Source organism: Deltaproteobacteria bacterium, assembly GCA_016210005.1.
Classification (GTDB): domain Bacteria; phylum Desulfobacterota; class Binatia; order HRBIN30; family JACQVA1; genus JACQVA1.
Window position 1 is genome coordinate 47,120 of sequence record JACQVA010000097.1, and the last position, 25,416, is coordinate 72,535.

Genomic DNA, 25,416 nt, shown 5'->3' on the forward strand with positions numbered 1-25,416 from the left:
ATGCCGGCGCGACGCGTCGCTAGCAAACAGACATGCCGGTTTACGCCTACAAGGGCCTCACCAACGAAGGCAAGGCCGTCAACGGCATCGTTGACGCCGAGAGCCCCAAGGCGGCCCGGCTCAAGCTGCGCCGCACCGGCGTTTTTCCCACCGACCTGGCTGAAGATCGCACCGGCCGAGTCACGACCAAGACCGCCACGCCGAGTGCCGCCAGCCGCTTCCAACTGAATCTCGGGCTCGGGCAGCTCTTCGAGCGGGTCTCGCCGCAGGACCTAGCCCTGATGACCCGCCAGCTGTCGACCCTGGTGGGTGCCGGCCTGCCGCTGGTCGAGTGCCTGACCGCGTTGATCGAGCAGATCGACAGCGCCCGGCTCAAGCGCACGCTGTCGCGGGTGCGCGAGCAAGTGGTCGAGGGCCGGGCTCTGGCCGAGGCCCTGCGCGAGCATCCGCGCGTATTTTCCGATCTCTACGTCAACATGGTGCGCGCCGGTGAGGCCAGCGGTGCTCTCGACGTCGTGCTGATGCGGCTGGCCGAGTACACCGAGAGCGCGGCGCGGCTGCGCGCCAAAGTGCGCAGCGCGCTCACTTATCCGGTCTTGATGGGCGTGCTCGGCAGCTCGATTCTGCTGTTCCTCATCTCCTATGTCGTTCCGCGCATCACCCGCATCTTCGAGGAGAACAAGCAGGCGCTGCCGGTGATGACGACGATCTTGCTGGCCATCAGCGGCTTCTGCGCCGAGTACTGGTGGGCGATCGTGGGCACGGCGGTCGCCGCCGTCATCTCGGTGCGCGTCTCCATCCGCACCCCGGAAGGGCGCCGGCGCTATGATGCCTACACCTTGCGTATCCCGTACTTCGGCAAGCTGCTCAAGAAGGTGGCGCTGGCGCGCTTCGCGCGCACGCTCTGCACGCTCTTGCGCAGCGGCATCGCCCTGCTGACCTCGCTCGACATCGTCAAGAACGTCGTCGGCAATCTGGTGCTGAGTGACGCCATAGATAACGCCCGCAACAGCATCCGCGAGGGCCAAAGCATCGAGCCGCCGCTGCGCAAGAGCGGCTTGTTCCCGCCGCTGCTGCTGCACATGATCGCCGTCGGCGAGCGCAGCGGCGAGCTCGAGGAAATGCTCTCGCGCGCCGCCGATGCCTACGACAACGACGTCGAGGCCAGCGTCAGCGCCCTCACCAGTATTTTGGAGCCGATGATGATTATTGTGATGGGCGGCGTCGTCTTATTCATCGTGCTGGCAATCCTGGTGCCGATCTTCGAACTCAACCAGCTGGTTCGTTGAACTGCCCTGGGGGCGGTGTTACGCTCAAATCCGTGCCACAAGGAGGACGGTTTCACATGACGCGCGTGCAGGGCCAATCCGGATTCACGCTGATCGAGATCATGGTGGTGGTGTTTATCCTCGGGCTGCTCGTCGCCCTTGTCGGCCCTAAGATCATGGGCCGCACCGACGACGCCCGCGTCGTCAAAGCCAAGGCCGACGTCAAGGGCATCGAAGAGGCGCTGCACTTGTTCAAGCTCGACTGCGGCCGCTACCCCAGCACCGGCGAGGGCTTGGAGGCGCTGGTGGCCCGCGGCGGCGGCAGCAATTGCCGCAAGTATAGCCCCGAGGGCTACCTCGATAAGGTGCCCCACGATCCCTGGGACAACCGCTACGCTTACTTTAGCAACGGCCAGGACATCATCATTAAGTCCTACGGCGCCGATGGCCAAGAGGGCGGCGAAGGCAAGAATGCCGACATCGATAGCCGAGCGCTCGATTGACGATCGGCCGCGCCGGCGCGCGGCCGGCTTCACCCTCATCGAGGTCGCGCTGGTCCTGCTCATCATCTCGATCGTGCTGGCGCTCACTATCCCACGCCTGCGCAGCGTCTCGCGTGCCGAGCTGGGAGCCCAGGCGCGCCGCTTGACCAATACCTTCCGCTTCTTGCGCAGCGAGGCGATTCTGACCGGTCAGATTTGCCAACTGCGCTACGATCTCAACCGCGAACGCTACTGGGTCACCGTTAGTGATCCGGGAGGCGAGAGCAGCGCACCGCTGCGGGCAGGCGGTCCACTTGCCCGCGGCGTCAGCCTGGAGTCGCCCGTCGGCATCAGCGACATCGTCCTCCCCGAGAGCGTCGGCAAGGTCCAAGAAGGGCAGTGGTTGACCAACTTCTATCCCGACGGCACCATCGACCTGACCGTGATCCACATCGACAACGGCACCGATGCCTTCACCCTCTGGGTCAACCCGCTCACCGGCCGGCTCTTCCTCAGCCCGGGCTACCAGGAGGTGGATTATGGCGCCTAGGCCGCGCGGCGGCCGGGGTTTTACCCTCATCGAGGTGCTGGTCGCTGTGGTGATCATTGCCGTTGCCTTCACCTCGTTGCTGGCACTGCAGAATCGCAACTTGGCCCTAGTGGGGCGTGGCCAGAACGTTACCACGGCTACCCTGCTGATGCGCGAGTTGGTGGCCCGCGTCGAGCTCTATCCGGAGTTCTCCGAGCTCGGCACCGCCACCGGCGAGTTCGACGGTTTCCCGGGTTTTCGCTGGGAACGGGATGTGAGTGCGACCACCTTCGAGGAGTTACGCGAGGTCCGACTCCACGTCATGTGGGGCGAGGGTGCGCGGCAGGGCGCAGACTTGCTGTACTATGTTCACCGGGAACCCGAAGCCGCACGCTGAAGCGGGCTTTACGTTGCTCGAGGTGCTGGTCGCCATGACCATCCTCGGCATCATCTTGCTCACCGTCTACGGGGCGCTCTCGCGGGCGCTCTACACTAAGGCCTACGCCGAGGATCGCGCCGAGTTGTACGCCGCCGGTCGCGAGGCGGTGCTGCGAATCGCCGACGACCTCGAGGCCGCGTTGCCCCCGAGGCCGCGCGGGGACCTTGCTTTTCACGGCCTCAGCCACGGCGAGCGGCCGCCGGTCGACGCTGTGCAGTTCAGCCGGCGCACGCACAGCGGCCTGCGGCCGATCGCCTTGCAGAGTGGACGGGCGACGGTGACCTACTCACTCGATCCCCTGGGCGAAGGCAGTAAAGCCTTCGTGCTGCGCCGGGACGAGGTGCCGCTCATGACCGAGTTGCCCGAGGGCGAAGAGGACCTCGCCGGCGACACGCTCGAGGCGCTGCCCACCCCCAAAGCTACGGCTATCTATCTCCTGGACCCGGCCGACTGCACCGAAGGCCGCTTCTGCGTCGTTGGCCTGCGCTTTCGCCACCTCGATCCCATCACCGAGGAGTGGGTCTCGCAGTGGGACTCCACCGAGAAGGAACAGCTCAATCGCCTGCCCGCCGCCACCGAGGTGGCGCTCTACTTGAGCGACAGCAACGGTGCGGTGCACGACTTCTCGACCGTGGTGGATCTCGTGCTGGCGGCCGCCAGCATCCCGACTCCGACGGTGGCGCCCTCCCGGCGCGGTGGCCCGTAATGAGCAACGAGCGCGGCATCGCCCTGGTGATTACCCTGTTGGTGGTAACACTGCTGGTGATCACGGTGGTGGAATTCAGCTATTCCGTGCTGGTGGACCAGCAGCTGGTGCGCAATTCGCTCAGCGCCATGCAGGCCTCGATGCTGGCGCGCTCGGGCATCAATCTGGGCCAGGCGGTGCTGGCGCGCGACAGCGACGACCCCCAAGCCGATTGGTACTTCGAGGACTGGGCCAACCCGGATATCGCGGCTGTGGTCAACCTCGACTCGGACCAACGCCTGCGCGTGCAGGTGGTCGATGAGGGCGGCAAGATCAACGTCAACCGCACCCGCCCGCGTGCCGGCACCCCGCCGCCCCGCTCCGGCCAGCCCAACCTCAGCCAAGACGCCTTCGTGCGCGACGCCTTGCGCCGGCTGTTCGAGGCCAACGAAATCGACGTGCAAATCCCCGATCGCCTGCTCGACTACTGGGGCGTGCAGGATCAGCCGCGTAAACCCGGCGGCGCGCAGCAGCCGGTGGCGGTGGTGGAGGATTTCCGCTCGCTGGAGGATTTCGCCGGCACTTTCGGCATCGGCGGGAACAAGCTGACCAAGCTCAGCAAGTTCCTCACCGCGTTGCCGGCCCTGACCACAGGCGGGGGCGCCGCCGCGGCGATACCGCAGAGCTGCATCAATGTGAATACCGCCCCGGTCGAGGTCTTGGCCGCGGTGATAAATGACTCCGCCCGGGTCGACCAAATCGTGCAGCAACGCGAAGGCGAGGAGCCGCTGACTCCGGCCGACGTTAACGGTATCTTGCAGGGGGTCGAGCACCAGGCACAGGTGGGTCAGCTGTTCTGCACGCGAAGTTGGTACTTTCGGATCTATTCCAGTGCTATGGTCAGCGCCGACCCGACCGGGCAACGCTCGGGTGGGGTCGGGCAAACCGTGGTGGCGCTGGTCAATCGCCGCCGCAAGCCCGGGGTCGCTGCCAATGCCCCCCCCGACATGCCGCGCTGGACTTTGACCCCACTTGATTGGCAGAAGAGGGGGGGCGCCGAACTGCTCGTGCGCCCCCAGGGCGAGAATAACGGGCAGGACGACACTCTCACCCAACGGTGAGGGGAAAGAAGGATTAGGCGGCCATGCCGCAAAGAATTTTAGCGCTCGATATCGAGGACGCCGAGGTCAAAGCGGCGGTCCTGGAAACCAGCTTTCGCGATTATCGCATCGCCGGGCTTTACCACGACGTGTTGCGCGCCGACGGCGGATCGCTGCCGGAGCAGCTCAAGCGCTTCCTCGAGCGTCACGAGTTGAAGGGCGATACGGTGGTCTCCACCCTGCCGGGCCGCCTGGTCTCGCATCGGGTGTTCTTCCTGCCGTTTCGTGATCGCAAGCGACTGAACCAGACCATTCCGTTCGAGCTCGAAACCCAGGTGCCCTTCGGCCTCGACGAAGTGGTCGTGGACTATCAGGTGCTCCACCGCGACCGCGCCGGCACCACCGTGCTGGCCGGGATGGTGCAAAAGCCCGACCTCGAAGCCCACTTGGCGCTGTTGCAGGCGGCGGGCATCGATCCCAAGGTGGTCGACTTCGCGCCGCTGTCGGCGCTCAACGTGCTGCGCGTGCTCGGACGCGATCTGCCGCCGACTTTCGCCTTCGTCGAGTTCACCGGCCAGGCTGGCAACGTCGCCCTCTACCGCAACCTGGAGCTGGTAGGTGTGCGCACCCTGTCGGTGGTGCGCGCGGCCAGTGCCGCCAACAGCGAGGGTGGCAACGGACACCTCGAGGGGGCGGCGGCGGCTCAACTCACGGGCGAGATCGCCAAGAGCGTCGCCGCCGAGCTGCGATGGAGCCTGATGGTGCTCAACGGGGCGCCGCTGGACGAGCAGATGCCCTGTTACCTCGCGGGTGAGCCGGCCTGGTTGGACGCGATTGCCCCGCTGCTCGAGCGTGAGCTGGCGCTGGCGGTGCGGCGGCTGGAGTCCGAACCGCTGCAGGCCGTAACCAGCGAAAACCGCGCCGCCGTGCCTAACTGTGCCGCCCCGCTCGGCCTCGCCCTGCGCGAGGTGGCGCCGGCGAACACGCTCGGCCTCAATTTCCGGCGTGGCGAGTTCACTTACCATCGCGGGCAGCAGGAAGTCCGCCGCGCCCTGGCCCGGCTGGCGGCGCTGGCGGGGGTGTTGGTGGTGTTGGCCTTCGCCAACATCTTCGCCGACTATCAGTTGCAGCTCAACCGCCTGGCCGCTCTCGATACCCAAGTACGCAAGGTCTTCAAGGCCACCCTGCCCGAACAACGGCCGGTGAATGAACGCGAGCAGCTGCAAGGCGAAATCGACAAAGCCGAGCAAAAGATGCAACTGCTCGGTGGCATCGCTTCGCTCTCCGGCGTTGCCAGCATCGATATCCTGCGCGCCGTCAGTGCCGCGCTGCCCGAAAGCGTGAAGCTCGACATCGACGAGTACGCGCTCGACCCCGAGGCGGTGCGCATCCGTGCGCGTACCGAATCGTTCGATGTCGTCGACACCATCAAGCAGCAGCTCGCTGCCGTCGCTTTGTTCAAGGACGTGCAGGTGAAGGACGCCAAGCAGTCGCCCGACGGCAAAGACGTCAGCTTCCGGCTGATCCTGATCATGACCAAAGACTCCGAGGCGGTAAGTTAAATGGCCTTCGACCCCCGGGAGATGTTCAACTTCTACCAGCGCCTGTCCCCGCGCGAGCGCTTCTTGCTGGCGCTGGCACTCGGCTCCGTGCTGGTGATTTCGCTCTACAGCTTCGTCTGGGATCCGCTAGTGGCCGGCCGGGCCGCCTTACAGCGCCGCATCGCCACCCGTGAGCAGGACATGGCCGCGATTCAAACCCAACGCTCGCGCTACCTCGAGCTGTTGCGGCAGATGGAGGCGAGCCAGGCCGTGCTCATGCGCACGGACCAGAACTTCTCGCTCTTCGCCCACCTGCAGAGCGCCGTCACGCAAGTAATCTCGCGCGAGCACATTCAGTCGATGAATCCGTCCGACAAGAACCTCACCGACGAGTACCAGGAGCAGACGGTGGAGATTAAGCTGTCGGCGATCACTTTGGAGCAGATGGTGAACATGCTGTATCGCATCGAGAAGGGGGACCAGCCGTTGCGGGTGGCGCGGCTGCAGGTCAAGAAGCGCTACAACGAGCCCCGCAGCTTCGATATCGTTGCGACGGTGTCGTTGCTCAAGCCGCGCACGGCGGCGGCACCGCCGGTCGCTGGCGGGGCCAGCTGATGCGCTTCCCGCGCCTGCGCCTGCGACTGCCGCGGCCCTCGTTCGAGTGGCTCGGCGGCGCCATTAACCGCACCACCGTGCTCTACGGGCTCTTCACCCTGGTGCTCTTCCTGGTCTTTCTAGTGGTGAACTTCCCCCACGACGTGTTGGTGCGCAGAGTCGTCAGCCGGCTCAACCTCAGTCCGCTGGCGTTGGATTTCAACTCCGCGGGTTTCGCTTGGCACAAAGGCTACGAGCTGCGCGGCTTGCGCCTGTCGGCCGCGGCCGCACCCGAGGCAGCGCCCTTGCTCGAGTGCACCACCTTAGACGTGCGCCCGCTGCTGGCCGGTTTGCTGCGAGGGCAGCTGAGCGGGCTGACCTGGCAGGGCGAACTCTACGGCGGCAGTGCCGGCGGGCAGTGGACCATCACTAGCAACGGCGGCGCCGGCCAAGTTGACTTCGCGCAGCTCGATCTCGGCCGCTACCGCCCGCTGACGGCGTACCTCGAAGAGGGCCAACTCGGCGGACAGGTGGCTGGAAGCTTCAGCGTGCAGCTCGGTGGCGGGGAGCAGCGCTCGGCGCAGGTAGCGGGCGAGCTGACGGTGAACCGCCCCGGCCTGATCGGGGCCAGGATCGCCGGCATCAAACTACCCGACCTGCAGTTTGCCCAGGCCAAAGGCCAGCTCAACCTCAAGGGCGAGCGCCTCGAGCTGCAAGAGGTGCGCCTCAGCGGTGACCAGTTGAGCGTCTCGCTCAGCGGCCAGATGACTTTTCGCGAGCCGCTCGGCAGCAGCGCGCTGAACCTGCGGATAACCTTCGAGCAAAGCGCCGCCACCCCCACCGAGATCAAGGCGCTGCTGGCCTTGATTCCACGCCCGGCCAACGCGCGCCCGGATGCTCCGATCACGCTCGCGGGCACCCTGGCCGCGCCGCAGGTTCGCTGAGCCGCCGGCCCAACGCCGCGAGCGCGACCTTGATCTTTACCCGTGCCGCGGGCAGCATACTGCGTTGTCCATGGCTCTCAACCCACGTCGGATGACGCGCGCATGTTCGGATTGGTAAAAAAAATCGTCGGCACCAAGAACGACCGCGAGCTCAAACGCCTGTGGCCGATCGCCCGCCAGGTCAACGCCCTCGAACCCGAGATCGCAGCGCTCAGCGATCAGCAGCTGCGCGAGAAGACCACCGAGTTCAAAGCTCGGGTACAGGATGCCAGCGCGGAATTGCGCGCGCGGCTGGCCGACCTCCGGGCGCAGTTGCGCGGTGAGCCGGGCGCCCAGGGGAATGACGGCGACCCCGAGACCTTGCGCCGCCTGATCGAGGAGCAGGACAAAGCCATTTACGCCCGCGAGCGCGAAGAACTCGCTGCGCTCCTACCGCAGGCGTTCGCCCTGGTGCGCGAGGCCTCGAAGCGCAGCATCGGCCTGCGCCACTTCGACTCCCAGTTGCTCGGCGGCATGGTGCTGCACGAAGGCAAGATCGCCGAGATGAAGACCGGCGAAGGCAAGACCCTGGTCGCCACCCTGCCGATCTATCTCAACGCCCTCAGCAGCCGCGGCGTCCATCTGGTCACGGTCAACGACTACCTCGCCCGGCGCGACGTGCAGTGGATGGGGCCGATCTATCACCTCCTCGGCCTCACCGTCGCTTCGATCGTGCACGACACTAGCTTCCTCTTCGATCCCAACTACGTGGTCAAGGATTACCGCATGCTGAACTTGCGCCCGATCGAGCGCAAGGAGGCCTACCTGGCCGATATCACTTACGGCACCAACCACGAATTCGGCTTCGATTACCTGCGCGACAACATGAAGTTCAGCCTCGACGAGTACGTCCAGCGCGAGGTCAACTACGCCATCGTCGACGAGGTCGACAACATCCTGATCGACGAAGCCCGTACGCCGCTGATCATCTCCGGCCCGGCTGAGGAGTCGACCGACAAATATTACCTCATCGACCGCATCATCCCGCGGCTGCGGCGCGGGGCCGTCGTCCGCGGCGACGTGCGCCAGGAGGATCGCGCCGAGGTTGAGGCCCAGGGCGACTACACGGTGGACGAGAAGAGCCGCAACGTGGTGCTGACCGAAAGCGGCGTCGCCAAGGTCGAGCGCATGCTCGGTATCGCCAACCTCTACGAGCCGTCGCAAATCCAAGTCCTCCACCACGTCAACCAAGGCCTGCGCGCCCACACCCTGTTCAAGCGCGACGTCGATTACATCGTCAAGGACGGTCAGGTGATCATCGTCGACGAGTTCACCGGCCGCCTGATGCCCGGCCGGCGCTGGTCCGACGGCCTGCACCAAGCGGTCGAAGCCAAGGAAGGGGTGCGCATCGAGCGCGAAAACCAAACCCTCGCCACCATCACCATCCAGAACTACTTCCGCATGTACAAGAAGCTGGCCGGCATGACCGGTACGGCCGACACCGAAGCGGTCGAGTTCAAAAACATCTACAAACTCGATGTGATTGTGGTGCCGCCCAATCGCGCCATGGTCCGCGTCGATCACCCGGATGTGGTGTACAAGTCCGAGCGCGAGAAGTTCATCGCCGTTATCGACGACATCGCCGAGTGCTACGAGCGCGGGCAGCCGGTGCTGGTCGGCACGGTGTCGGTGGAGAAATCCGAACACCTGTCGAAGCTGCTGAAGAAGGACGGCGTCAAGCACAACGTGCTCAACGCCGTCAACCACGAGGCCGAGGCCAACATCATCGCCCAGGCCGGGCGCTTCAAGGCCGTCACCATCGCCACCAACATGGCCGGACGCGGCACCGACATCCTGCTCGGCGGCAACCCCGAGTTCTTGGCCCGCGCCGAGCTGGAGAACGAATGGGTGCGGCGCACCGCGGCGCTGCCCGACGGCCACCACCGCTACGAAGACGCATTGCAACAGCTGCGCGAGCGTTACGACGAAACCGTGCAGCGGGCTTTGAAGCAGTACCAGCCCCTGTGGGATCCGTTCGAGCAGGCCCAGGCCAAGGCCCTCGATGAATTGACCGCCGCCCACCGCAGCTACCTCGAAGCCTCCTTCTGGCGTGCCCGGCGCGACTACGATGCCGCCCTGGCGGCGGTGCTGGAATCCGCCTCCGTGGAGCGCGCCGCGGCCCAGGCCGGCGAGCAAGCCGTGACCGCCTACGGCGAGTCGCTGCAGGCCTTCGACCGCGTCACCGGACCGCATTTCGGCGAAGAGGGCCAGCAGCGCTTCGCGCGCAACCTGCAAGAGCTACGCGAGGCACTGGCCGAAGCCGGCCGCAACGGCGCCGGTGGCGCCACCGCGGTGGCCGCCGCTCGCACCCCGTTCGATCGCGTGCGGCTCGACTACGAACGCGCCCTGCAAAAGGTGCTCACGCGCACTGCCGGCGACGACGACGGCTTCGAGGCCGCCCGCGACGCCTACGCCGCCGCCGAGCGCGCTTACAAGGAAGCCGAAGCCGCCTATCTCGAACACCGCCAGCCTTACGAGCAGGCCGTAGCTGAGGCCCAGCGCGAATACGAAGCGACGCGCCGGAAGTACACCAAGGCGGTGGAAGACGTCCGCGAGCAGATCGACCAGGCCCCCGAGGAGTTCCGCAGCCGTTACGACGAGGCGATGACGCGCTATCGCGCGCTTTGCGCCGACGAGCACGAGAAAGTGATCGCTGCCGGCGGCCTGTACATCATCGGCACCGAGCGCCATGAGAGCCGCCGCATCGACAACCAGTTGCGCGGCCGCGCCGGGCGCCAAGGCGACCCCGGGGCCTCGCGCTTCTATCTGTCGCTGGAAGACGACCTCCTGCGCATCTTCGGCGCCGAGCGCATCCAGGGCCTGATGACCCGTCTGGGTATGGAAGAGGGCGAGCCGATCGAGCACCGCCTGATCACGCGCGCCGTCGCCAACGCTCAGAGCAAGGTCGAAGCCCACAACTTCGACATCCGCAAACATCTGCTCGAATACGACGACGTCATGAACAAGCAGCGCGAGGTCATCTATACCCGCCGCCGCGAGGTGCTTGCCGGCGAGCGGCTGAAGGACACCGTTGCCGAGATGATCGAAGAGGCCGCCCTGAACCTGTGCGCGCTCTACGCCGACCGCGAGGCGGCGCCCGAGGAATGGGATTGGCAAGCGCTGGAAGACGCCTGCTTCAAGCAGTTCGCCTGCCGCCCCGGCTTCAGCCCCGAAGCCCGCCACTCGCTCACCGCCGCCCAGCTCGAGGCCGAGCTGCTCCAGCGCGTGCGCGCGGTCTACGAAGAGCGCGAGCGCAGCTTCACGCCGCCGGTGTTGCGCCAGCTCGAGACCGTGGTGGTGCTGCAGACCATCGACGCTCTGTGGAAGGACCATCTGCTGTCGATGGACCATCTCAAGGAGGGCATCGGCCTGCGCGGCTACGGCCAACGCAACCCGCTGCAGGAATATCAGAAGGAAGGCTTCGAGATGTTCGAGGCCATGATGCACCAGATCGACGTCGACGTGGTCGAGAAGCTCTTCACCGTCCAGATCGCGCGCCAGGAAGACGTGGCGCGCATGGAGCAGCGCCGGCCGCAGCCCGGACGCTTGGTGGCCAGCGGCGGCGGCAGCCCACCGCAGCCGTCAAAGCCGCCGGCGGTGCGGCACGAGGACAAGGTCGGCCGCAACGATCCCTGCCCCTGCGGCAGCGGCAAGAAGTACAAGAAGTGTCACGGCACGTGAGGCCGCTCGCCTTCAGGCCGCCGGCAGCTGCAGAATGCGGTCGTACCTCTTGATCCGCGAGGCATCGCCGCTGCTGATGCGCCGCGCGTTCATCTCGACTGCCAACATGTGCCGGCTGATGAAGGTGGCCGCCAGCTCGCGCTTCTCGTCGGCTAGGCGCGCTTGCAACAGCAACTCGGCCGCTACCACCACGTCGATCACCATCTCGCAGACGCGCTTGGCGTTGAGCAAGGCGTACTGCGGATCACCCATCAGCGCCGGCAGCGAGGTGTTGATCCAGTCGATGCCGGCGCAGACCTGCTGGACCAGATCGGGATCGCTAGCCCGCAATGACTCCAGCTCACCGCGCGTGTTGTCGAGGGTGGCCAGCAGCGCCCCCTTGGCCATTTCCTTGAGCGCGAAGCTGGCTTGGATCTCCGAGGTGCCCTCGTAGATCGTGGTGATGATGGAGTCGGAGTGGTAATGGCCCGCCGGCGACTCGGCCATGTAGCCGATGCCGCCGTGCACCTGGATGCCTTTGCGGGTGACGTCGTTGCTGATCTCGGTGGCGTAGTACTTACACAGCGGCGTGAAGAAGCGGATCAACTGGCTGTTGCGCTCGAACTCTTCCTGCAAGCGGGCACGGCCGGAGTCGGCCGCGCTGCGAGTCGAGGCCAGATACAGGCGGATCGCCTCGGTGTGGTCGATCAGGGCGCAGGTGCGGTAGAGCAGGGCGCGCGCCGCTTGGATGTTGATCGCCATCAGGGTGAGCAGCGACTTGACCAGCGGCTGCTCGATGATCGGTGCGCCGAATTGTACCCGTTCCAGGGCATAGGCCCGGGCCTGGCCGAAGGCCGCCTCGGCAATCCCGATGGCTTGCGCGGCAACGCCGAGCCGGGCTTGGTTCATTAGATCGAGCATCGCGCGAAAGCCGGCGCCGGCTTTGCCCAACAGGAATGCCTGGGCGTGGTTGAACTCGACCACGCACGTGGGCGAGCCGTGGATGCCGAGCTTGGTCTCCGTGCGCGCCACCCGCACGGTGTTGGGCTGGCCGTCAGGCAGTACTCGCGGGCAGAGCAGCAAGCTGAGTCCGTTGGTGGTGCCTTTGGACTGCGCGAATGACGCGGCGTCACGCGCCAGCACCAGGTGTACATCCGCGCCACCGTTGGTGATGAAGATCTTCTCGCCGTCGATGAAGTAGCGGCCGCCTTCTGCGCTTACCCGTGTCACGATGCCGCCGAGATCCGAGCCCGCCTGGGGCTCGGTCAGATCCATCGAGCCCTGCAATTCGCCGCTGGCGAAGCGTGGCAGGTAGCTTCGTTTCAGCTCCTCGCTGCCGTACTTCTCGATGTCGCCGGCAACCCCGGCTTGCAGGCCGACGATGGTCATCAAGCTGGCATCGGCCCGCGCCACCATTTCCAGGTAAGCGCAGTTGAGCAACAGCGGCAGGCCATAGCCGCCGTAATCCGGGCTCAAAGGCAAGCAGATGAGACCGGCGGCGCGCAGCTTGTCGTAGCCGGCGGCGATGTGCGCCGGCACCACCACCTGGCCGCCGAGCAGGCGCACCTCCTCGTGCCAATGGGCGCGGGCGTTTTCGGCGATATCCTCACAGACTGTGGCGGTGGTGCGCATGATCGCCTTGTAGGTGTCGAGCTCTTCGGCCACGCTCGCCGCCTCGCCGCGGCAAAGGCGGAAATAGCGCGGCCAGTCAACCCGGTGGTCGATGAACAGATGCATATCCCGGTGGAAGAAATCGTTGATCATGCCTTTTCCTCCCGGCTTTGGTCCGTGATCTCGCTTGATGCGACGCATCATACCAGGAATTGCGGGGTAGGGTACCCTGGCAGCGGGCGGTTGTCATTCGTGTGCCCCGCAGATAGGGGAACACGGCGATGACAGGCCGGGGATGCAGGGCGAGGGCGTAATAACGGCAGGGGAGAGCCGCTTCGAGACCGTGCGGCGGCGCAGCGGGTTGATCGGGGCACCGCTGGTATTCGCGGCGGTTTGGCTGGCGGCGCCGGACCTGCCCGCGCCGGCGCACCGTCTGGCAGCGATCTTGGCGGCGGTGGTGGTGTTGTGGGTCAGCGAGGCCATCCCGATGGCCATGACCGCCTTCATTGGTGTCGCCGCTGCCGTGGTATTGCAGGTGGCGCCGGCTGCGGCCGCCTTCGCGCCTTTTGCCGATCCGTTGATCTTCTTGTTCATCGGTACCTTCATGCTGGCGCAGGCGATCTTCTTCCACGGCCTCGATCGCCGCTTCGCCTTCGCCATCCTGGGGCTGCCGGGAGTCGGCCAGCGGCCCGGGCGCATCCTGGTCGCCTATGCGCTGGTGGCCTGCTTGATCTCGATGTGGATCAGCAACACGGCCACCACCGCCATGATGTTCCCGATCGGGGTCTCGCTGCTCGCGTTTCTGGAGTCGCACCGGCAGGCCGGCCGCCTGCCGGCGGCATACGGTACCGTGCTGCTGCTGTCCAATGCGTTTGCCGCCTCGATCGGCGGACTGGCCACGCCGGTGGGTACGCCTCCCAACCTCATCGGGATCGGCTTCATCCGGCGGGAAACCGGCATGGCTCTGCCCTTCTTCACTTGGATGGCGCTGGCAGCCCCAGTAGCGGCGGTGCTCTTCGCCTGGGCGGTATTCAACCTGCGGCGCAGCGGCGTGCGCGGCAACCTGGCGCTGAGCGGGGTGACGGAGCTGATCCAAGCCGAACGCGCGGCGCTGGGTCCATGGACTCGCGGTCAAATCAACACCATGGTTGCCTTCGGCTCTACGGTTGCGCTCTGGGTGCTTCCCGGAGTTGTCGCCTTGATTGCCGGTCAGGAGCATCCGCTCTACCGCCAGCTGGCCGCGACTTTGCCGGAAGGGGCGGTGGCGCTATTGGGTGCCGGCTTGCTCTTCATCCTGCCGATCAATCTAGGCCGGCACGAGTTCACTCTCAGTTGGGCCGAGGCCGTGAAGATCGATTGGTGGATTGTCTTTCTATACGGTGGCGGCATTGCCCTTGGTACGCTGGCGTTTCAAACCGGTCTGGCTGACGCGCTCGGGCGGGGCTTGACCGGTCTGCTCGGCGTACGCAGCAGCCTGGGGCTGCTCGCGCTCTCGACCGCCTTGGCGACAGTGCTGTCGGAGACCACCAGCAACACCGCCTCCGCCAACATGGTCGTGCCGGTGGTGATCGCCTTTGCCCGTTCTGCTGGCATTGATCCCGTGCTGCCCGCCATCGGCGCCACCATGGGCGCCTCGCTCGGCTTCATGCTGCCGGTGTCGACCCCGTGCAACGCCATTGTTTACGGCTCTGGGCGCATACCGCTCACCGCCATGATGAGGCACGGCGTTCTGCTCGATGTCGCCGGCGTCGTCGCCATCATCGCCGTCCTCGGCCTGCTCGGGCCATTGATACTGGGCCGCTAGCGCGCCGGCCCGGCGGCATGCGTTGGCGTACAAGGGCATTCATGCGGAATCCGCTTGATCCGCTCAATCCGTTATAAGCCTTCTGTCTTCTGCACTCCGGGTCCGCGACAAACTTGTGGGTAACGTGGTGCCGACCCTGATCCTGTTCGGTGTTATGGCCGTCATTCCCGCGAAAGCGGGAATCCAGTTTGGCGTTTGGCGCTATGGACAAGCAGTTCTGCGTTTACATCCTGGCCAGCAAACTGAACGGCGCGCTGTACATTGGGGTGACCTCACAGCGAAGCGCACGGCTGCGCAGAGCCCGCAATCGTGCGGGAGAAGCAGCTGAAGAAGTGGCGCCGCGCCTGGAAGAGCTGATCGAAGCTCAGAACCCGGACTGGCGAGACCTCTATGACGAGATCGTGTAGCGCTGGCGGGTCGTAGCGAGCCGGTGGCGTGGATTCCCGCTTTCGCGGGAATGACAAATTGCGTCCCTTTCGCCCATGGGCCTCGGCCCCTGACAGTACACAGTACTGTCAGACTGGTGAGGATTTGCCCGGTCGGCTGCACGGTACCCACAGATGTGTCGCACACCCCTTGTGGGCAGGCGACGGCGGCGGCGCGTGAACCCGCAGTCGTCCTGTGCTAGAGGCAAGGGCCGCATGCCGCGTTTGTTCCATGGCTGAGGAAGTGGTGATGGAAGCGCCGACGCAGCTGCGCGCGCTCACCGCGGCAACCCAGTTGCTGGCGCGCGGGCGGGCGGAGATTGCCCGCGGCCGTTCACTGGTGGTCGATCTCAGCGGCGTCGGGGTAATCGGCTCGAACGGGGCCGCCGCGCTGCTGAGCCTGCGCCACGCCGCGCAAAAGGCCGCGCTCGGCTTCACTTTGCGGGGAGTACGCCCCGCCCACGTGCAGGAGCTCGCGCAACTGCCGGCGCCGCAGATGTCCGGCGAAGGCCGCGAGGAAGAGACCACCCTCGCGCTTTACCTGGGAGCGATCGCCGAGGAGGTGGCGGCGCAGTGCGTCGATTTCCTCAGCCTGATGGCCGACACCGTCTACTGGTGCGGCTTGCGGCTGGTGGGCCGCGGCCCGTGGCGGCGCGGGCAGTTCGTGCGCGAGGCCATCGCCATCGGCAACGAGGGGCTGCCGATCGTCGCGGTGGTGGCGTTGCTGGTCGGGCTGGTGACCGCCTTTCAAGCCGCCGATCAACTGCGCCAATTCGGGGCTAACATCTTCATCGCCAACCTCGTCGGCCTGGGGGTGGTGCGCGAGCTGGGGCCGCTGATTACGGCCATCCTGATTGCCGGCCGCAGCGGCTCGGCGATGGCGGCCGAGTTGGGCACCATGGCGGTGGAAGAAGAGATCGACGCGCTGCGAGTAATGGGCATCGACCCGGTTCCCTACCTCGTCGTTCCCAAAGCCTTCGCGACCCTGGTCAGCGTCCCGGCGCTGACCATGTTGGCCAACATCGTCGGCATACTCGGTGGCTTCATCATCGCCATCGGCTATCTCGATCTCTCCCCCGATGCCTTCTACGCCCAACTTGTCAGCGCGCTCGATCCGTGGGACCTACTCACCGGCATCATCAAGAGCGTGCTGTTCGCCGCCGTGATCGTCAGCGTCGGCTGCCACTTTGGCTTGCGTCTGCACGGGGGCGCGGAAGACGTCGGGCGAGCAGCGACCGACGCCGTGGTGGCCTCGCTGTTCTTGATCATTCTGGTCGACGGCATCTACGTTACGCTCGAAACGGTGTTCACATGAGCGGCGAGCCGCTGGTCGAAGCCGACAACGTGGTGGTCGAGTTCGGCGAACATCGGGTGCTGAAGGGCTTGACGCTGACGATCAATGCCGGCGAGGTGGTGTGTTTGATCGGCGGCAGCGGTAGTGGCAAGACCACCTGCCTGCGCGCACTGCTCGGCCTGATCATGCCGGTCAGCGGCTCGATTCGGGTGCTGGGGGTGGATCTGGTGCGCGCCGACGAGCACCAGCGGGCGCACGTGGCGCGGCAGATGGGGATGCTTTTCCAACATGGGGCGCTGCTGGGCAGCCTGACGACCGAGGAGAACGTGGCCTTGCCGCTGATGCAACGGGGCGATCTGGCTCCGGAGATGATCCGCAGCCTGGCGCGTACCCGACTGGCGCAGGTGGGCTTGGGCGACGCAGTGTGCAATTATCCGCGCGAGCTGTCCGGGGGTATGCAGAAACGGGCGGCGCTGGCACGGGCGGTGGTGCACGAGCCGCGGCTGCTCTTTTGCGATGAGCCGTCCTCGGGACTGGACCCGGCCACGGTGGTGGCGATTGACGAGTTGATGCTGAAAATGCGCGATGACATCGGAGCGGCGCTGGTGGTGGTCACACACCATCCCGCCAGCGTCAAGCGGATAGCCAACCGCGTGGTCTTGCTGCGCGACGGCCGCGTGGCTGCCGACGGCACGGTGACCGCCGTGCGCGCGCTCGGCGACTCATGGGTGGACGGCTTCTTCAGTGAAGAGACCGCACCCGTCACCCAAGGCACCACCATGGCCGAAGCGCTGGGCCTGATACCCCCGCAGTAGGTTGTATGAGAAGCCGCGCGCAGACCGCTCGCTTGGGATTGTTCGTCGCCATTGCCGGCGGCTTGTTCCTGATCGCGATTCTCATCTTGTCGGGCCGCAGCCTGCTGCAGCGCCGCGACCTGTACAGCATTCTGTTCGCCGAAACCGTGTCAGGCCTGGAGATCGGTGCCCCGGTCAAGCTGCTCGGCGTACGGGTCGGTCGGATCGAGTCATTCGGCGTGCGCTCCGACGGCATCGACAAGGTGGAAGTGAAGATCAGCCTCGATCACGGCACCCCGATTCGCAGCAACGCCCACGCGGTGCTCTCGGGCTCGGGCATCACCGGCTTGATGTTCGTCGAAATCACCGGCGGCACCGCGGACGCTCCCTTGATCAGCCCGGGCGGCGAGATTCCCGCCGGGGCCTCGCTGTTCGGCAGTCTGCGCGGTAAGGCGGAGAACATCGCCGCCAAGACCGACGAGGTGCTCAGCCGCATCTTGAGCCTGACCGAGGACCAGAACCTGAACAACCTGCGCCAGTCGCTCGATAACATCCAGGTCGCCACCCTCAAGCTGCGCAACGTACTGGAGGGGCTCGATGGCGCGGTGCCGCCGATCGTCGCCGCCAGCAAGCGGCTCGAGCCCCTGTTCACCGATCTCAGCGAGGCGGCCACCGCCGTGCGCACTGCCGGCGCGCAAATCGGCGCGGTCGCTTCCGACACGCGCAAGGTGGCGGTGAATCTCGAAGCCCTCACCCGCGCCGACGGCTCGATCCAGGCGGCGGTCGATCAGCTGCGCCGCACCCTGGCCACGGTCGAGACGCTGCTCGGGGGCGAGCGCGCCGATCAGACCTCACAGGAAGTGCGCGCGGCGATCCGCAGCTTCACCGAAACCATGAACGAGCTGAGCACCGTCTTCGGCGCCTCCGGCGCCGACGTGCGCCATATCTCCAACAGCTTGCGCGCTGCCGCCGAGAACCTCGAAGAGTTCTCCCGCACCATCCGCGAGAACCCCTCGCTGCTGATCCGCCCGACGGAGGAGGAGTAAATGTCACGCGCACTGTCCGTCGCCTGCTTGCTGGTATTGACCGGCTGCGGCATTACCGCGCCGCGCGTCCGCTACTTCGAGATTCGGCCGGCACCGGCAGGCGCCCTCGCCGGCCCCAAGCTGCCGGCCATCTTGGTGCCCGATTTCGGCTGCGTCTCGGCTTATGACCACCTGCGGGTGGTGATCCGGCGCTCGCCGGTCGAAGTCGGGGCCAGTCGCAGTTTGCAGTGGAGTACGGTGCCGGGGCGCATGCTGGCGCAGGGTCTGAGCGAGCGTCTGGAGCAGAGCCGGCGCTTTGAAAACGTCCGGCGTGAAGCCAAGCCCAAACCCCCGTACACCCTCGAGGGGCAGGTGCAAGTCATCGAGCTGAACGAACACCCGACGCGCACCGTGCGACTGGGATTCCATCTCAGCGTTCGCCGCAGCGAAGACGGCACGGTGATCGGCGAAGAGACGATCGACGAAACACGGCCGGCCCCGGGCGGCGACCCGGCCGACGGCATCCTGGTGCTGCGCGACCTCTACTCGGAGATCCTCGACGGCGTTACGGCCCGGGTGATCGCTGCGCTCGAGCGCGACCGTTCGGCGACCGAGGCCGCGCGCTGAAGGACATAGCTCGATAATGGCAGAGCCGCGGCGAGGCCTGCGCAAGACCACAGTGGCGGCAATGGTGCTGTTGCCGGTAGTCATTGCCATCGTAATTTACAACAGCTTCCAGGTGAGCGAGTTTCAGTGTACGGTATGCCTCGAGTTTGACGGCCGCGCGGCTTGCCGCACGGTGACCGGACAAACGGAGGCAGAAGGTTTGCAATCGGCGACCACCAACGCTTGTGCGTTGCTAACATCGGGAATGACGGATTCGATTCGCTGCGGTCGCACGCCGCCGAAGAAGGCCGAGTGTATCCGGCTTGCCGGCGGCGTACCGGATCGGCAGAAAATGGGCGTCTTCTGAGCGATGAAGTTCGAAGCGCCTCACAAATGGGAAGCTGCGATGGTTGGTTGTGCCGCGGCGCCAGCACGGAGTGAAGTGAATGTCCAAGATCATGCTAATCAACGTGACCCACGCCGAGGAAAACCGCGTGGCGGTCATCGACAACGGCGTCCTCGAATCGTTTGAGATCGAATCGTTCAGCCGCTCGCACCTCAAAGGCAACATCTACAAAGGCACGATCCATCGGGTCCATCCGGCCTTGGATGCCGCCTTCGTCGATATCGGGGGCGAGCGCGACGCCTTCTTACCGCTGAACGAGGTCTGCTTCCGCAACCTGCCCGAAGACGATCAGCTCGAGGGCAACGGCCGGCGCCGCACCATCAGTGACGTATTCAAGCCGGGTCAACCGGTGCTGGTGCAGATCGTCAAGGAGGAGTTCGGCACCAAGCCGCCGACGCTGAGCACCTTCTACTCCTTGCCCGGCCGCTACCTGGTGCTGCTGCCCGGCTCCGACGAGGCCGGCATCTCGCGCCGCATCGAGGGCGAGGAGCGCATCAAGCTGCGCCAGGCCATCGCCAACCTCAACCCCCCGGCCGGCTGCGGTATCATCGTGCGCACCGCCGCTGGCTTCGATCAGGACTCCGAGGAATTGGCGCGCGACCTGACTTACCTCGAGCGGCTGTGGCAGACGATTCAGGAGGCCGCGGCCACCAAGCCGGCCCCGGCGCTGGTGTATCGCGAGCACGACTTGGTGCTGCGCAACATCCGCGACTACTTCACGCCCGACATCAACGAAATCTTCGTCGACAACGAAGAGGTTTACCAACGCGCGCTCGATTTCTTGCGTCACGTGATGCCGAACCAGGTGTCCGCGTTGCACCTTTACGACGGCGACCAGCCGATCTTCTCCCGCTTCAACGTCGAGGGCCAGATCGAATCCATCTACAAGCGGCGGGTGTCGCTGAAATCGGGCGGCAGCGTAGTCATCGACGGCACCGAGGCCCTAACCGCCGTCGACGTCAACTCGGGCGGATCGATCCGCGGCGGCAACCAAGAGGATACCGCCTTTCGCACCAACCAGGAGGCGGCAGTCGAGATTGCCCGGCAGCTGCGGCTGCGCGATGTCGGCGGGCTGATCGTGATCGACTTCATCGACATGCGCGCGGCGCAGCACACTCAGGAGATCGAGAAGACCTTGCGCGAGGCGATGCGGCCGGACAAGGCCAAGCACGAGATTGGCCGCATCTCGCGTTTCGGCTTGCTCGAAATCTCGCGCCAGCGACTGCGCCCGGCGGCGGCAGCGGCCACTTATACCGCTTGCCCGATGTGTGAAGGCCACGGCTTGGTGCGCACCACCGAGTCGGCCGCGCTGGTGGCACTGCGCAAGCTGCACAACCGGATCGCGCAAGGGGACCTGGCTGGGCTGCGGGTTACGTTGCCGCGCGAGGTGGCGGTGTATCTGCTCAACCAAAAGCGCGACGACCTGGCGCAGCTGGAGTCGCGTTACAGCACCCGCATCCAGGTGGCCCTGAGCGAGAAGCTGATGCCGCACCAGGCCGATTTCGAAGAGCGCCGCCGCACGCCGCAGCCGGCCGCACCGGTTCAGCCGGGTCAGGTGGTTGCGGCCGAACCCGCCCCGCCACCGGTGGCGGCGGCACCGGGCGCTCCAGTGGAAAACGGGCGGCGCCGGCGCCGGCGTGGCCGCCGCCGCGGCCGGGGTAAGCAAGCCGCGGCCGCCATCGCCGAGACGCTGAGCGCATTGGGCGCGCACGCCTCGCTGACTGCGGCAGAAGAGCCAAGGGAGGAATCAACCAGGCATAAGCCGGCGCCGCCGAGCGCAGCCCCTGCGGCTACAATACCCCGTGACCCCTGGCCCGAGGCGCCGCCACGCGCGGATGTTCCAGCGCCGGTTACAGAAGCCGCCGCCCCGCTGCCGGCGGCGGCGCGCCCCAAGCGCGGCCGCGCCGGCGGCGGCCGCACCACCCGCGCTACGCGGTCAGCCAAACCGGCGACGAAACCCGCGCCGCGGGCCAAGACCAAGGCCCCGGCGGCCGAAGAAAAACCCAAGCGCCCGACCCGCCGGCACAGCACCGCAGCGCGCCGCCGCACTAAACCCGGCCCGGCTGCTTCCTAGTTCAGCGGTGCCGCCATCTTACGGCAGCACGCGCAGCAACTCGACGGTGATGCGCTGTGTGGCGCCCCATACCACATGGCTGTCGACGACGAAGGCCGGGGCATCGATCTCGGCCCCCGAACTCAGGCGGCGGCGAACCGTTCGGTGGGCGCGCGGGTCGCGCAAGGCGGCGACGGAGAGCGTGACCACGCGGGCCACCTCGCGCGGGTCGGGCCGAAACTCACACGGCTTCGCAATTCGTCCGACGAACGGTGAGATGACGTAGTTGGAGCTGAACGTCCGCACCTCCGGCAACGCGTACAGCAATTCCACGTCGGCTGCCGGCAGGCCGATTTCTTCTTCGGCTTCGCGCAGCGCGGTGGCCCACAGGCTCTGGTCACGTTCGGGATGATGGCGCCCGCCGGGAAACGCCATGTCGCCTTGGTGGACGGGCACGGCCTGGCTGCGCTCGATAAAGACGGCGTGATTATGGCCCGCGACCGTGATGATCGGCACCAGCACCGCGGCGCGTCGAGGTGGATGGAGTTGGGGCACCAGCGCTGTTCCCCCTTTGCGGTCTCGGCGGGGGCTATGACCCGGTGATCTGCCCCAGTGTCGCTGCCACCTGCGGGCTGTCGAGTAGCAGCGCGGCCACGACCACGGCATCGACCTCGCCGCGCAGGCTGCGAATTGCGGCTAGATCGCCGGGATCGCGAAGCGCGATAACCGTGCGATGGGCGGGCACCGCCTGCGCCAGCCGCCGTGTTACCGCCGGATCGGCGCTGATACCGATGAGCACCTGGCGCAACGCCAGCGCGCGTGTCAGATCCGCGGACGATTGCACTTCGACAACCGAGGCGAGGTGGAGCGAGCCGGCCGCGCGCACCAGCTCTGCCAGCGTAGCGTCATCGAGATCGGCCGCGGGCAGGACCACTGCGTCTGCGCCATGGAGGCGGGCATCGTAGATCTGGAGCGGATCGAGGGTGAGATCGTCGCGCAGGATCGGCGCCTGGGTGCGGCTAGCGACGGCCGCCAGCAACTCCAGCGACCCGCGCGGCGCTGAGGTGACGACGGCGAGCGCCGCCACCTCAGCGGCATCACACGCGGCCGCGTACGCAACCAAGTCGCGCGCCGGCCAGCTACGGCCGGTCTCCGGATCGCTGTGCTGCACCCGTGCGATCACCGCTAACTCTCGGCGCTGGGTCGAGATGTAGAGCGCAAAGTCGCGCACGCTCGGCGACAGTTCGCTCAGGCTCTGGTCGTGCAGACGAGCGATCTCCTCAGGCTTCTGTCCATGTGCTCCGCGCATGCCCTCACCCTGAACCCTGACCCAGGGGGCGAGTCAAGCCTGCACAGGCCCCGGGGTCGGGCCGGGGCCTCGGCGCCTGCGGGGCGGGGGTAGCGCGCCTTGAATTCGCTCCGATCGCATAATAAGGAACCGTCACTCGCCGCGAAGCCGGGATTCACACTTATGAGCCTCAAAGACAACCTCGATAAACTCGCACAGCTCCACCGCGAAGCCGAGCTGGGCGGCGGTGAGGAGCGGATCAAGCGCCAGCACGCGGGCGGTAAGCTGACCGCGCGCGAGCGCGTCGATGCCTTGCTCGATCCCGGCAGCTTCGTGGAAACCGACAAGTTTAAAACCCACCGCTGCGCCGACTTCGAAATGGAGAAGAAGAAGATCCCCGGCGACGGCGTGATCACCGGCTACGGCACCATCGACGGGCGCGTCGTATATGTCTTCTCGCAAGACTTCACCGTCTTCGGCGGCAGCCTCTCCGGCGCCTTTGCCGAGAAGGTCTGCAAGGTGATGGACCTGGCGATGAAGACGGGCGCGCCCGTGATCGGCCTGAATGACTCGGGCGGCGCGCGTATCCAAGAAGGCGTGGTGAGCTTGGCGGGTTACGCCGACATCTTTCAGCGCAACGTCATGGCCTCGGGGGTGATCCCGCAAATCTCGGCGATCCTCGGCCCCTGCGCCGGCGGCGCGGTCTACTCGCCGGCGATGACCGACTTCATCTTCATGGCCGAAAAAACCAGCAACATGTTCATCACCGGGCCCGATGTCATCAAGACCGTAACCCACGAGGAGGTTACCAAAGAGGATCTCGGCGGTGCCGCCACTCACAACATGCGCAGCGGCGTGGCCCACTTCGCCGCTCGCAACGAGCGCGATTGCTTGCAGATGATCCGCGAGCTGTTCTCCTACCTGCCCAGCAACAACCTCGAAGATCCTCCGTGCGTGCCCTGCACCGACGATGCCAACCGGCGCGACGAGAAGCTCGACACCCTAATCCCCGACAACCCGAACAAGCCCTACGACATCAAGGAGCTGATCACGGCCGTGGTCGACGACCGCCACTTCTTCGAGGTCCACAAGGACTTCGCTAAGAACATGGTAGTCGGCTTCGCTCGCCTCGGCGGCCGGCCGGTGGGCATCGTGGCCAACCAGCCGGCTCATCTCGCCGGCTGCCTCGACATCGATGCCTCGGTCAAGGGGGCGCGCTTCGTGCGCTTCTGTGACTGCTTCAATATCCCGATCGTCACCTTCGTCGATGTTCCCGGCTTCCTGCCCGGCACCGCGCAGGAGTACGGCGGCATCATCCGTCACGGCGCCAAGCTGCTCTACGCCTTCTGTGAGGCCACGGTGCCGAAGGTCACCATCATCACGCGCAAGGCTTACGGCGGCGCTTACGTGGTTATGTCCTCGAAGCACATCCGCGGCGATTTCAACTTCGCCTACCCGACCGCCGAGATCGCCGTTATGGGCCCCGAGGGGGCGGTGAGCATCATCTTCCGCGACGAGATCCAGAGCGCGGCCAACGCCGCGCAAGAGAATACCCGCTTGCTAACCGACTACCGCCAGACTTTCGCCAACCCGTTCAAGGCCGCCGAGCTGGGCTACATTGACGAGGTCATCATGCCGGAGGATACCCGGCCGCGCTTGATCCGCTGCTTGCAGGTGCTCGAAAACAAGCGCGACAAGAACCCACCCAAGAAGCACGGCAGCATTCCGCTATAGCGCCGCCGGCGCCCACTTGACCGTGACTGCCGAGAACACGCGCATCGCGGAGCTGGTACAGCGCTGCTTCGGTCCGGCTGCCGCAATTGACTCGATCCTGGCGCTGGCAGGCGACGCCTCGACTCGCCGCTACCTGCGCGTGCAGCTGCACGGCGCCGGGGTGCCGGAGTCGGCTGTCGTGATGGTCCTCGCCGACAGCGGCCTGTCGATCTCCTCGGACGAACTGGCGGTCTTCAAGGCGCCGCCACAGGAGCTGCCCTTCATCAACGTCTACCGCTTCCTGCGCGCGCTCGGTGTTCGGGTGCCGCGCGTGTATCTCGATGCCAGCGAGTGCGGCTACGTGGTGCTCGAAGACGTCGGTGACGGCGCGCTGTGGGACGTCATCCAGGACCTGCCCCCGCCTCGCATTGCGCAGTTGTACCGCGACGCCATCGATCAGCTGCTGATCATCGAACTCGAAGGCACACGCCGGCGCGACGATACCTGCATCGCCTTCCAGCAAGCGTTTGACGAACGGCTCTTCAACTGGGAGTTCGAGCACTTCATCGAATACGGCCTGGAGCAGCGACTCCCCAATCCGCTGCCGCCGGCCGAGCTGACCGAGTTGCGCCGGCACTTCACGGCCATCTCCAAGCAACTCGACGGCGAGCCGCGCTTCTTGGCGCATCGGGACTTCCACAGCTGGAACCTGTTCGTTCACGCCGGTCACGTGTGGGTCATCGACTTCCAGGACGCTTTGTTGGCGCCGGCCACCTACGATCTGGCCACCCTGCTCGGCGATCGCGACACCAGGCTCAAGATCGGATCACTGGAAGACGAGTTGCTCGATTACTTCCACGCCCAGTGGCACTTGCGCGGTGGCCCGCAGTGGGATCGCGACGCCCTGCGGCGGCAGTACTTCGCCTGCGCTTTGCAGAAGGCCTTCAAAGTGGTTGGCCGCTTCCACTATCTGAATCTAGTGAAAGGCAAGCCCGGCTACCTGCGCTACTTGCCGTCCACCCTACGCCAGATCCGCCGCCTACTAGCGCGCGACCGTGCCCTGGCGAACGTGCACGCCATCCTGGCGCCGTACTTCCCTGAGCTGCGGGAATAGAG

At 66.0% G+C, this 25,416-nt stretch carries 22 protein-coding genes and 1 pseudogene; 20 read left to right on the forward strand and 3 right to left on the reverse strand.

What is annotated here, in order from left to right; all coding sequences use genetic code 11:
* Nucleotides 1-32 precede the first annotated feature (32 nt).
* The 10 genes from gspF (at nucleotide 33) to secA (ending at nucleotide 11,302) form a co-directional block, all read left to right on the forward strand.
* Nucleotides 33-1,289: a type II secretion system inner membrane protein GspF gene (gene gspF, locus HY699_09580; protein ID MBI4516050.1), complete on the forward strand. Its 1,257-nt coding sequence runs from the start codon at nucleotides 33-35 to the stop codon at nucleotides 1,287-1,289.
* 56 nt (nucleotides 1,290-1,345) lie between these two features.
* Entirely contained in the window at nucleotides 1,346-1,771 is a 426-nt protein-coding gene (gene gspG, locus HY699_09585) for a type II secretion system major pseudopilin GspG (protein MBI4516051.1), read from the forward strand.
* Complete coding sequence (locus HY699_09590; GenBank protein MBI4516052.1) at nucleotides 1,740-2,300, forward strand: prepilin-type N-terminal cleavage/methylation domain-containing protein; 561 nt, start codon at nucleotides 1,740-1,742, stop codon at nucleotides 2,298-2,300. The genes gspG and HY699_09590 overlap by 32 nt, the downstream gene beginning before the upstream one ends.
* Nucleotides 2,290-2,676, forward strand: coding sequence for a prepilin-type N-terminal cleavage/methylation domain-containing protein (locus HY699_09595; GenBank protein ID MBI4516053.1), 387 nt, complete (start codon nucleotides 2,290-2,292; stop codon nucleotides 2,674-2,676). The genes HY699_09590 and HY699_09595 overlap by 11 nt, the downstream gene beginning before the upstream one ends.
* Entirely contained in the window at nucleotides 2,645-3,424 is a 780-nt protein-coding gene (locus HY699_09600; GenBank protein MBI4516054.1) for a prepilin-type N-terminal cleavage/methylation domain-containing protein, read from the forward strand. The genes HY699_09595 and HY699_09600 overlap by 32 nt, the downstream gene beginning before the upstream one ends.
* Nucleotides 3,424-4,524, forward strand: a complete 1,101-nt coding sequence (locus HY699_09605; GenBank protein MBI4516055.1) for a general secretion pathway protein GspK — start codon at nucleotides 3,424-3,426, stop codon at nucleotides 4,522-4,524. Before HY699_09600 ends, HY699_09605 begins: the two co-directional genes overlap by 1 nt.
* 23 nt (nucleotides 4,525-4,547) lie before the next feature.
* Nucleotides 4,548-6,065: a pilus assembly protein PilM gene (gene pilM, locus HY699_09610; GenBank protein MBI4516056.1), complete on the forward strand. Its 1,518-nt coding sequence runs from the start codon at nucleotides 4,548-4,550 to the stop codon at nucleotides 6,063-6,065.
* A complete protein-coding gene (locus HY699_09615) occupies nucleotides 6,066-6,659 on the forward strand; it encodes a type II secretion system protein M (GenBank protein MBI4516057.1) in 594 nt (197 codons plus the stop codon).
* Entirely contained in the window at nucleotides 6,659-7,582 is a 924-nt protein-coding gene (gspN, locus tag HY699_09620; protein ID MBI4516058.1) for a type II secretion system protein GspN, read from the forward strand. The genes HY699_09615 and gspN overlap by 1 nt, the downstream gene beginning before the upstream one ends.
* 102 nt (nucleotides 7,583-7,684) lie before the next feature.
* Nucleotides 7,685-11,302, forward strand: coding sequence for a preprotein translocase subunit SecA (secA, locus tag HY699_09625; GenBank protein ID MBI4516059.1), 3,618 nt, complete (start codon nucleotides 7,685-7,687; stop codon nucleotides 11,300-11,302).
* Nucleotides 11,303-11,314: 12 nt separating this feature from the next.
* Here secA and HY699_09630 read toward each other — a convergent pair whose 3' ends face one another.
* Nucleotides 11,315-13,045 (reverse strand): acyl-CoA dehydrogenase family protein, encoded by a 1,731-nt coding sequence (locus tag HY699_09630; protein ID MBI4516060.1) that lies wholly within the window; start codon nucleotides 13,043-13,045, stop codon nucleotides 11,315-11,317.
* Between the two features lie 142 nt (nucleotides 13,046-13,187).
* Here HY699_09630 and HY699_09635 point away from each other — a divergent pair, with 142 nt between their 5' ends.
* From HY699_09635 to HY699_09670, 8 genes and pseudogenes are all read left to right on the forward strand, one after another.
* On the forward strand, nucleotides 13,188-14,696 hold the full coding sequence (locus HY699_09635; protein ID MBI4516061.1) for a DASS family sodium-coupled anion symporter: 1,509 nt from the start codon (nucleotides 13,188-13,190) through the stop codon (nucleotides 14,694-14,696).
* Between the two features lie 203 nt (nucleotides 14,697-14,899).
* Nucleotides 14,900-15,103, forward strand: a pseudogene (locus HY699_09640) (GIY-YIG nuclease family protein).
* 250 nt (nucleotides 15,104-15,353) lie between these two features.
* On the forward strand, nucleotides 15,354-16,436 hold the full coding sequence (locus tag HY699_09645) for an MlaE family lipid ABC transporter permease subunit (GenBank protein MBI4516062.1): 1,083 nt from the start codon (nucleotides 15,354-15,356) through the stop codon (nucleotides 16,434-16,436).
* Nucleotides 16,433-17,230: an ATP-binding cassette domain-containing protein gene (locus HY699_09650; GenBank protein ID MBI4516063.1), complete on the forward strand. Its 798-nt coding sequence runs from the start codon at nucleotides 16,433-16,435 to the stop codon at nucleotides 17,228-17,230. Before HY699_09645 ends, HY699_09650 begins: the two co-directional genes overlap by 4 nt.
* A gap of 5 nt (nucleotides 17,231-17,235) precedes the next feature.
* Entirely contained in the window at nucleotides 17,236-18,255 is a 1,020-nt protein-coding gene (locus tag HY699_09655) for an MCE family protein (protein MBI4516064.1), read from the forward strand.
* Complete coding sequence (locus HY699_09660; protein MBI4516065.1) at nucleotides 18,256-18,861, forward strand: membrane integrity-associated transporter subunit PqiC; 606 nt, start codon at nucleotides 18,256-18,258, stop codon at nucleotides 18,859-18,861. It begins immediately after the preceding gene.
* A gap of 16 nt (nucleotides 18,862-18,877) precedes the next feature.
* Nucleotides 18,878-19,207, forward strand: coding sequence for a hypothetical protein (locus tag HY699_09665; protein ID MBI4516066.1), 330 nt, complete (start codon nucleotides 18,878-18,880; stop codon nucleotides 19,205-19,207).
* A gap of 79 nt (nucleotides 19,208-19,286) precedes the next feature.
* Complete coding sequence (locus tag HY699_09670; protein ID MBI4516067.1) at nucleotides 19,287-21,320, forward strand: Rne/Rng family ribonuclease; 2,034 nt, start codon at nucleotides 19,287-19,289, stop codon at nucleotides 21,318-21,320.
* Between the two features lie 18 nt (nucleotides 21,321-21,338).
* Here HY699_09670 and HY699_09675 read toward each other — a convergent pair whose 3' ends face one another.
* On the reverse strand, nucleotides 21,339-21,854 hold the full coding sequence (locus tag HY699_09675) for a CoA pyrophosphatase (protein ID MBI4516068.1): 516 nt from the start codon (nucleotides 21,852-21,854) through the stop codon (nucleotides 21,339-21,341).
* A gap of 34 nt (nucleotides 21,855-21,888) precedes the next feature.
* Nucleotides 21,889-22,608 (reverse strand): hypothetical protein, encoded by a 720-nt coding sequence (locus HY699_09680; protein ID MBI4516069.1) that lies wholly within the window; start codon nucleotides 22,606-22,608, stop codon nucleotides 21,889-21,891.
* 162 nt (nucleotides 22,609-22,770) lie between these two features.
* Between HY699_09680 and HY699_09685 the strand changes: the two genes are divergently transcribed.
* Both HY699_09685 and HY699_09690 read left to right on the forward strand, forming a co-directional pair.
* A complete protein-coding gene (locus HY699_09685) occupies nucleotides 22,771-24,321 on the forward strand; it encodes an acyl-CoA carboxylase subunit beta (GenBank protein ID MBI4516070.1) in 1,551 nt (516 codons plus the stop codon).
* Between the two features lie 16 nt (nucleotides 24,322-24,337).
* Nucleotides 24,338-25,414: a phosphotransferase gene (locus tag HY699_09690; protein MBI4516071.1), complete on the forward strand. Its 1,077-nt coding sequence runs from the start codon at nucleotides 24,338-24,340 to the stop codon at nucleotides 25,412-25,414.
* The last annotated feature ends 2 nt before the right edge of the window (nucleotides 25,415-25,416 follow it).

Coding starts and splice junctions, on each gene's coding strand:
- HY699_09600 (MBI4516054.1), top strand. CDS start 2,645: ATGTTCACCGGGAACCCGAAGCCGCACGCTGAAGCGGGCTTTACGTTG.
- HY699_09660 (MBI4516065.1), top strand. CDS start 18,256: ATGTCACGCGCACTGTCCGTCGCCTGCTTGCTGGTATTGACCGGCTGC.
- pilM (MBI4516056.1), top strand. CDS start 4,548: ATGCCGCAAAGAATTTTAGCGCTCGATATCGAGGACGCCGAGGTCAAA.
- HY699_09595 (MBI4516053.1), top strand. CDS start 2,290: ATGGCGCCTAGGCCGCGCGGCGGCCGGGGTTTTACCCTCATCGAGGTG.
- HY699_09655 (MBI4516064.1), top strand. CDS start 17,236: ATGAGAAGCCGCGCGCAGACCGCTCGCTTGGGATTGTTCGTCGCCATT.
- HY699_09645 (MBI4516062.1), top strand. CDS start 15,354: ATGGCTGAGGAAGTGGTGATGGAAGCGCCGACGCAGCTGCGCGCGCTC.
- gspG (MBI4516051.1), top strand. CDS start 1,346: ATGACGCGCGTGCAGGGCCAATCCGGATTCACGCTGATCGAGATCATG.
- HY699_09605 (MBI4516055.1), top strand. CDS start 3,424: ATGAGCAACGAGCGCGGCATCGCCCTGGTGATTACCCTGTTGGTGGTA.
- HY699_09670 (MBI4516067.1), top strand. CDS start 19,287: ATGTCCAAGATCATGCTAATCAACGTGACCCACGCCGAGGAAAACCGC.
- HY699_09650 (MBI4516063.1), top strand. CDS start 16,433: ATGAGCGGCGAGCCGCTGGTCGAAGCCGACAACGTGGTGGTCGAGTTC.
- HY699_09665 (MBI4516066.1), top strand. CDS start 18,878: ATGGCAGAGCCGCGGCGAGGCCTGCGCAAGACCACAGTGGCGGCAATG.
- HY699_09630 (MBI4516060.1), bottom strand. CDS start 13,045: ATGATCAACGATTTCTTCCACCGGGATATGCATCTGTTCATCGACCAC.
- HY699_09615 (MBI4516057.1), top strand. CDS start 6,066: ATGGCCTTCGACCCCCGGGAGATGTTCAACTTCTACCAGCGCCTGTCC.
- HY699_09590 (MBI4516052.1), top strand. CDS start 1,740: ATGCCGACATCGATAGCCGAGCGCTCGATTGACGATCGGCCGCGCCGG.
- gspN (MBI4516058.1), top strand. CDS start 6,659: ATGCGCTTCCCGCGCCTGCGCCTGCGACTGCCGCGGCCCTCGTTCGAG.
- HY699_09680 (MBI4516069.1), bottom strand. CDS start 22,608: ATGCGCGGAGCACATGGACAGAAGCCTGAGGAGATCGCTCGTCTGCAC.
- secA (MBI4516059.1), top strand. CDS start 7,685: ATGTTCGGATTGGTAAAAAAAATCGTCGGCACCAAGAACGACCGCGAG.
- HY699_09635 (MBI4516061.1), top strand. CDS start 13,188: ATGCAGGGCGAGGGCGTAATAACGGCAGGGGAGAGCCGCTTCGAGACC.
- HY699_09685 (MBI4516070.1), top strand. CDS start 22,771: ATGAGCCTCAAAGACAACCTCGATAAACTCGCACAGCTCCACCGCGAA.
- gspF (MBI4516050.1), top strand. CDS start 33: ATGCCGGTTTACGCCTACAAGGGCCTCACCAACGAAGGCAAGGCCGTC.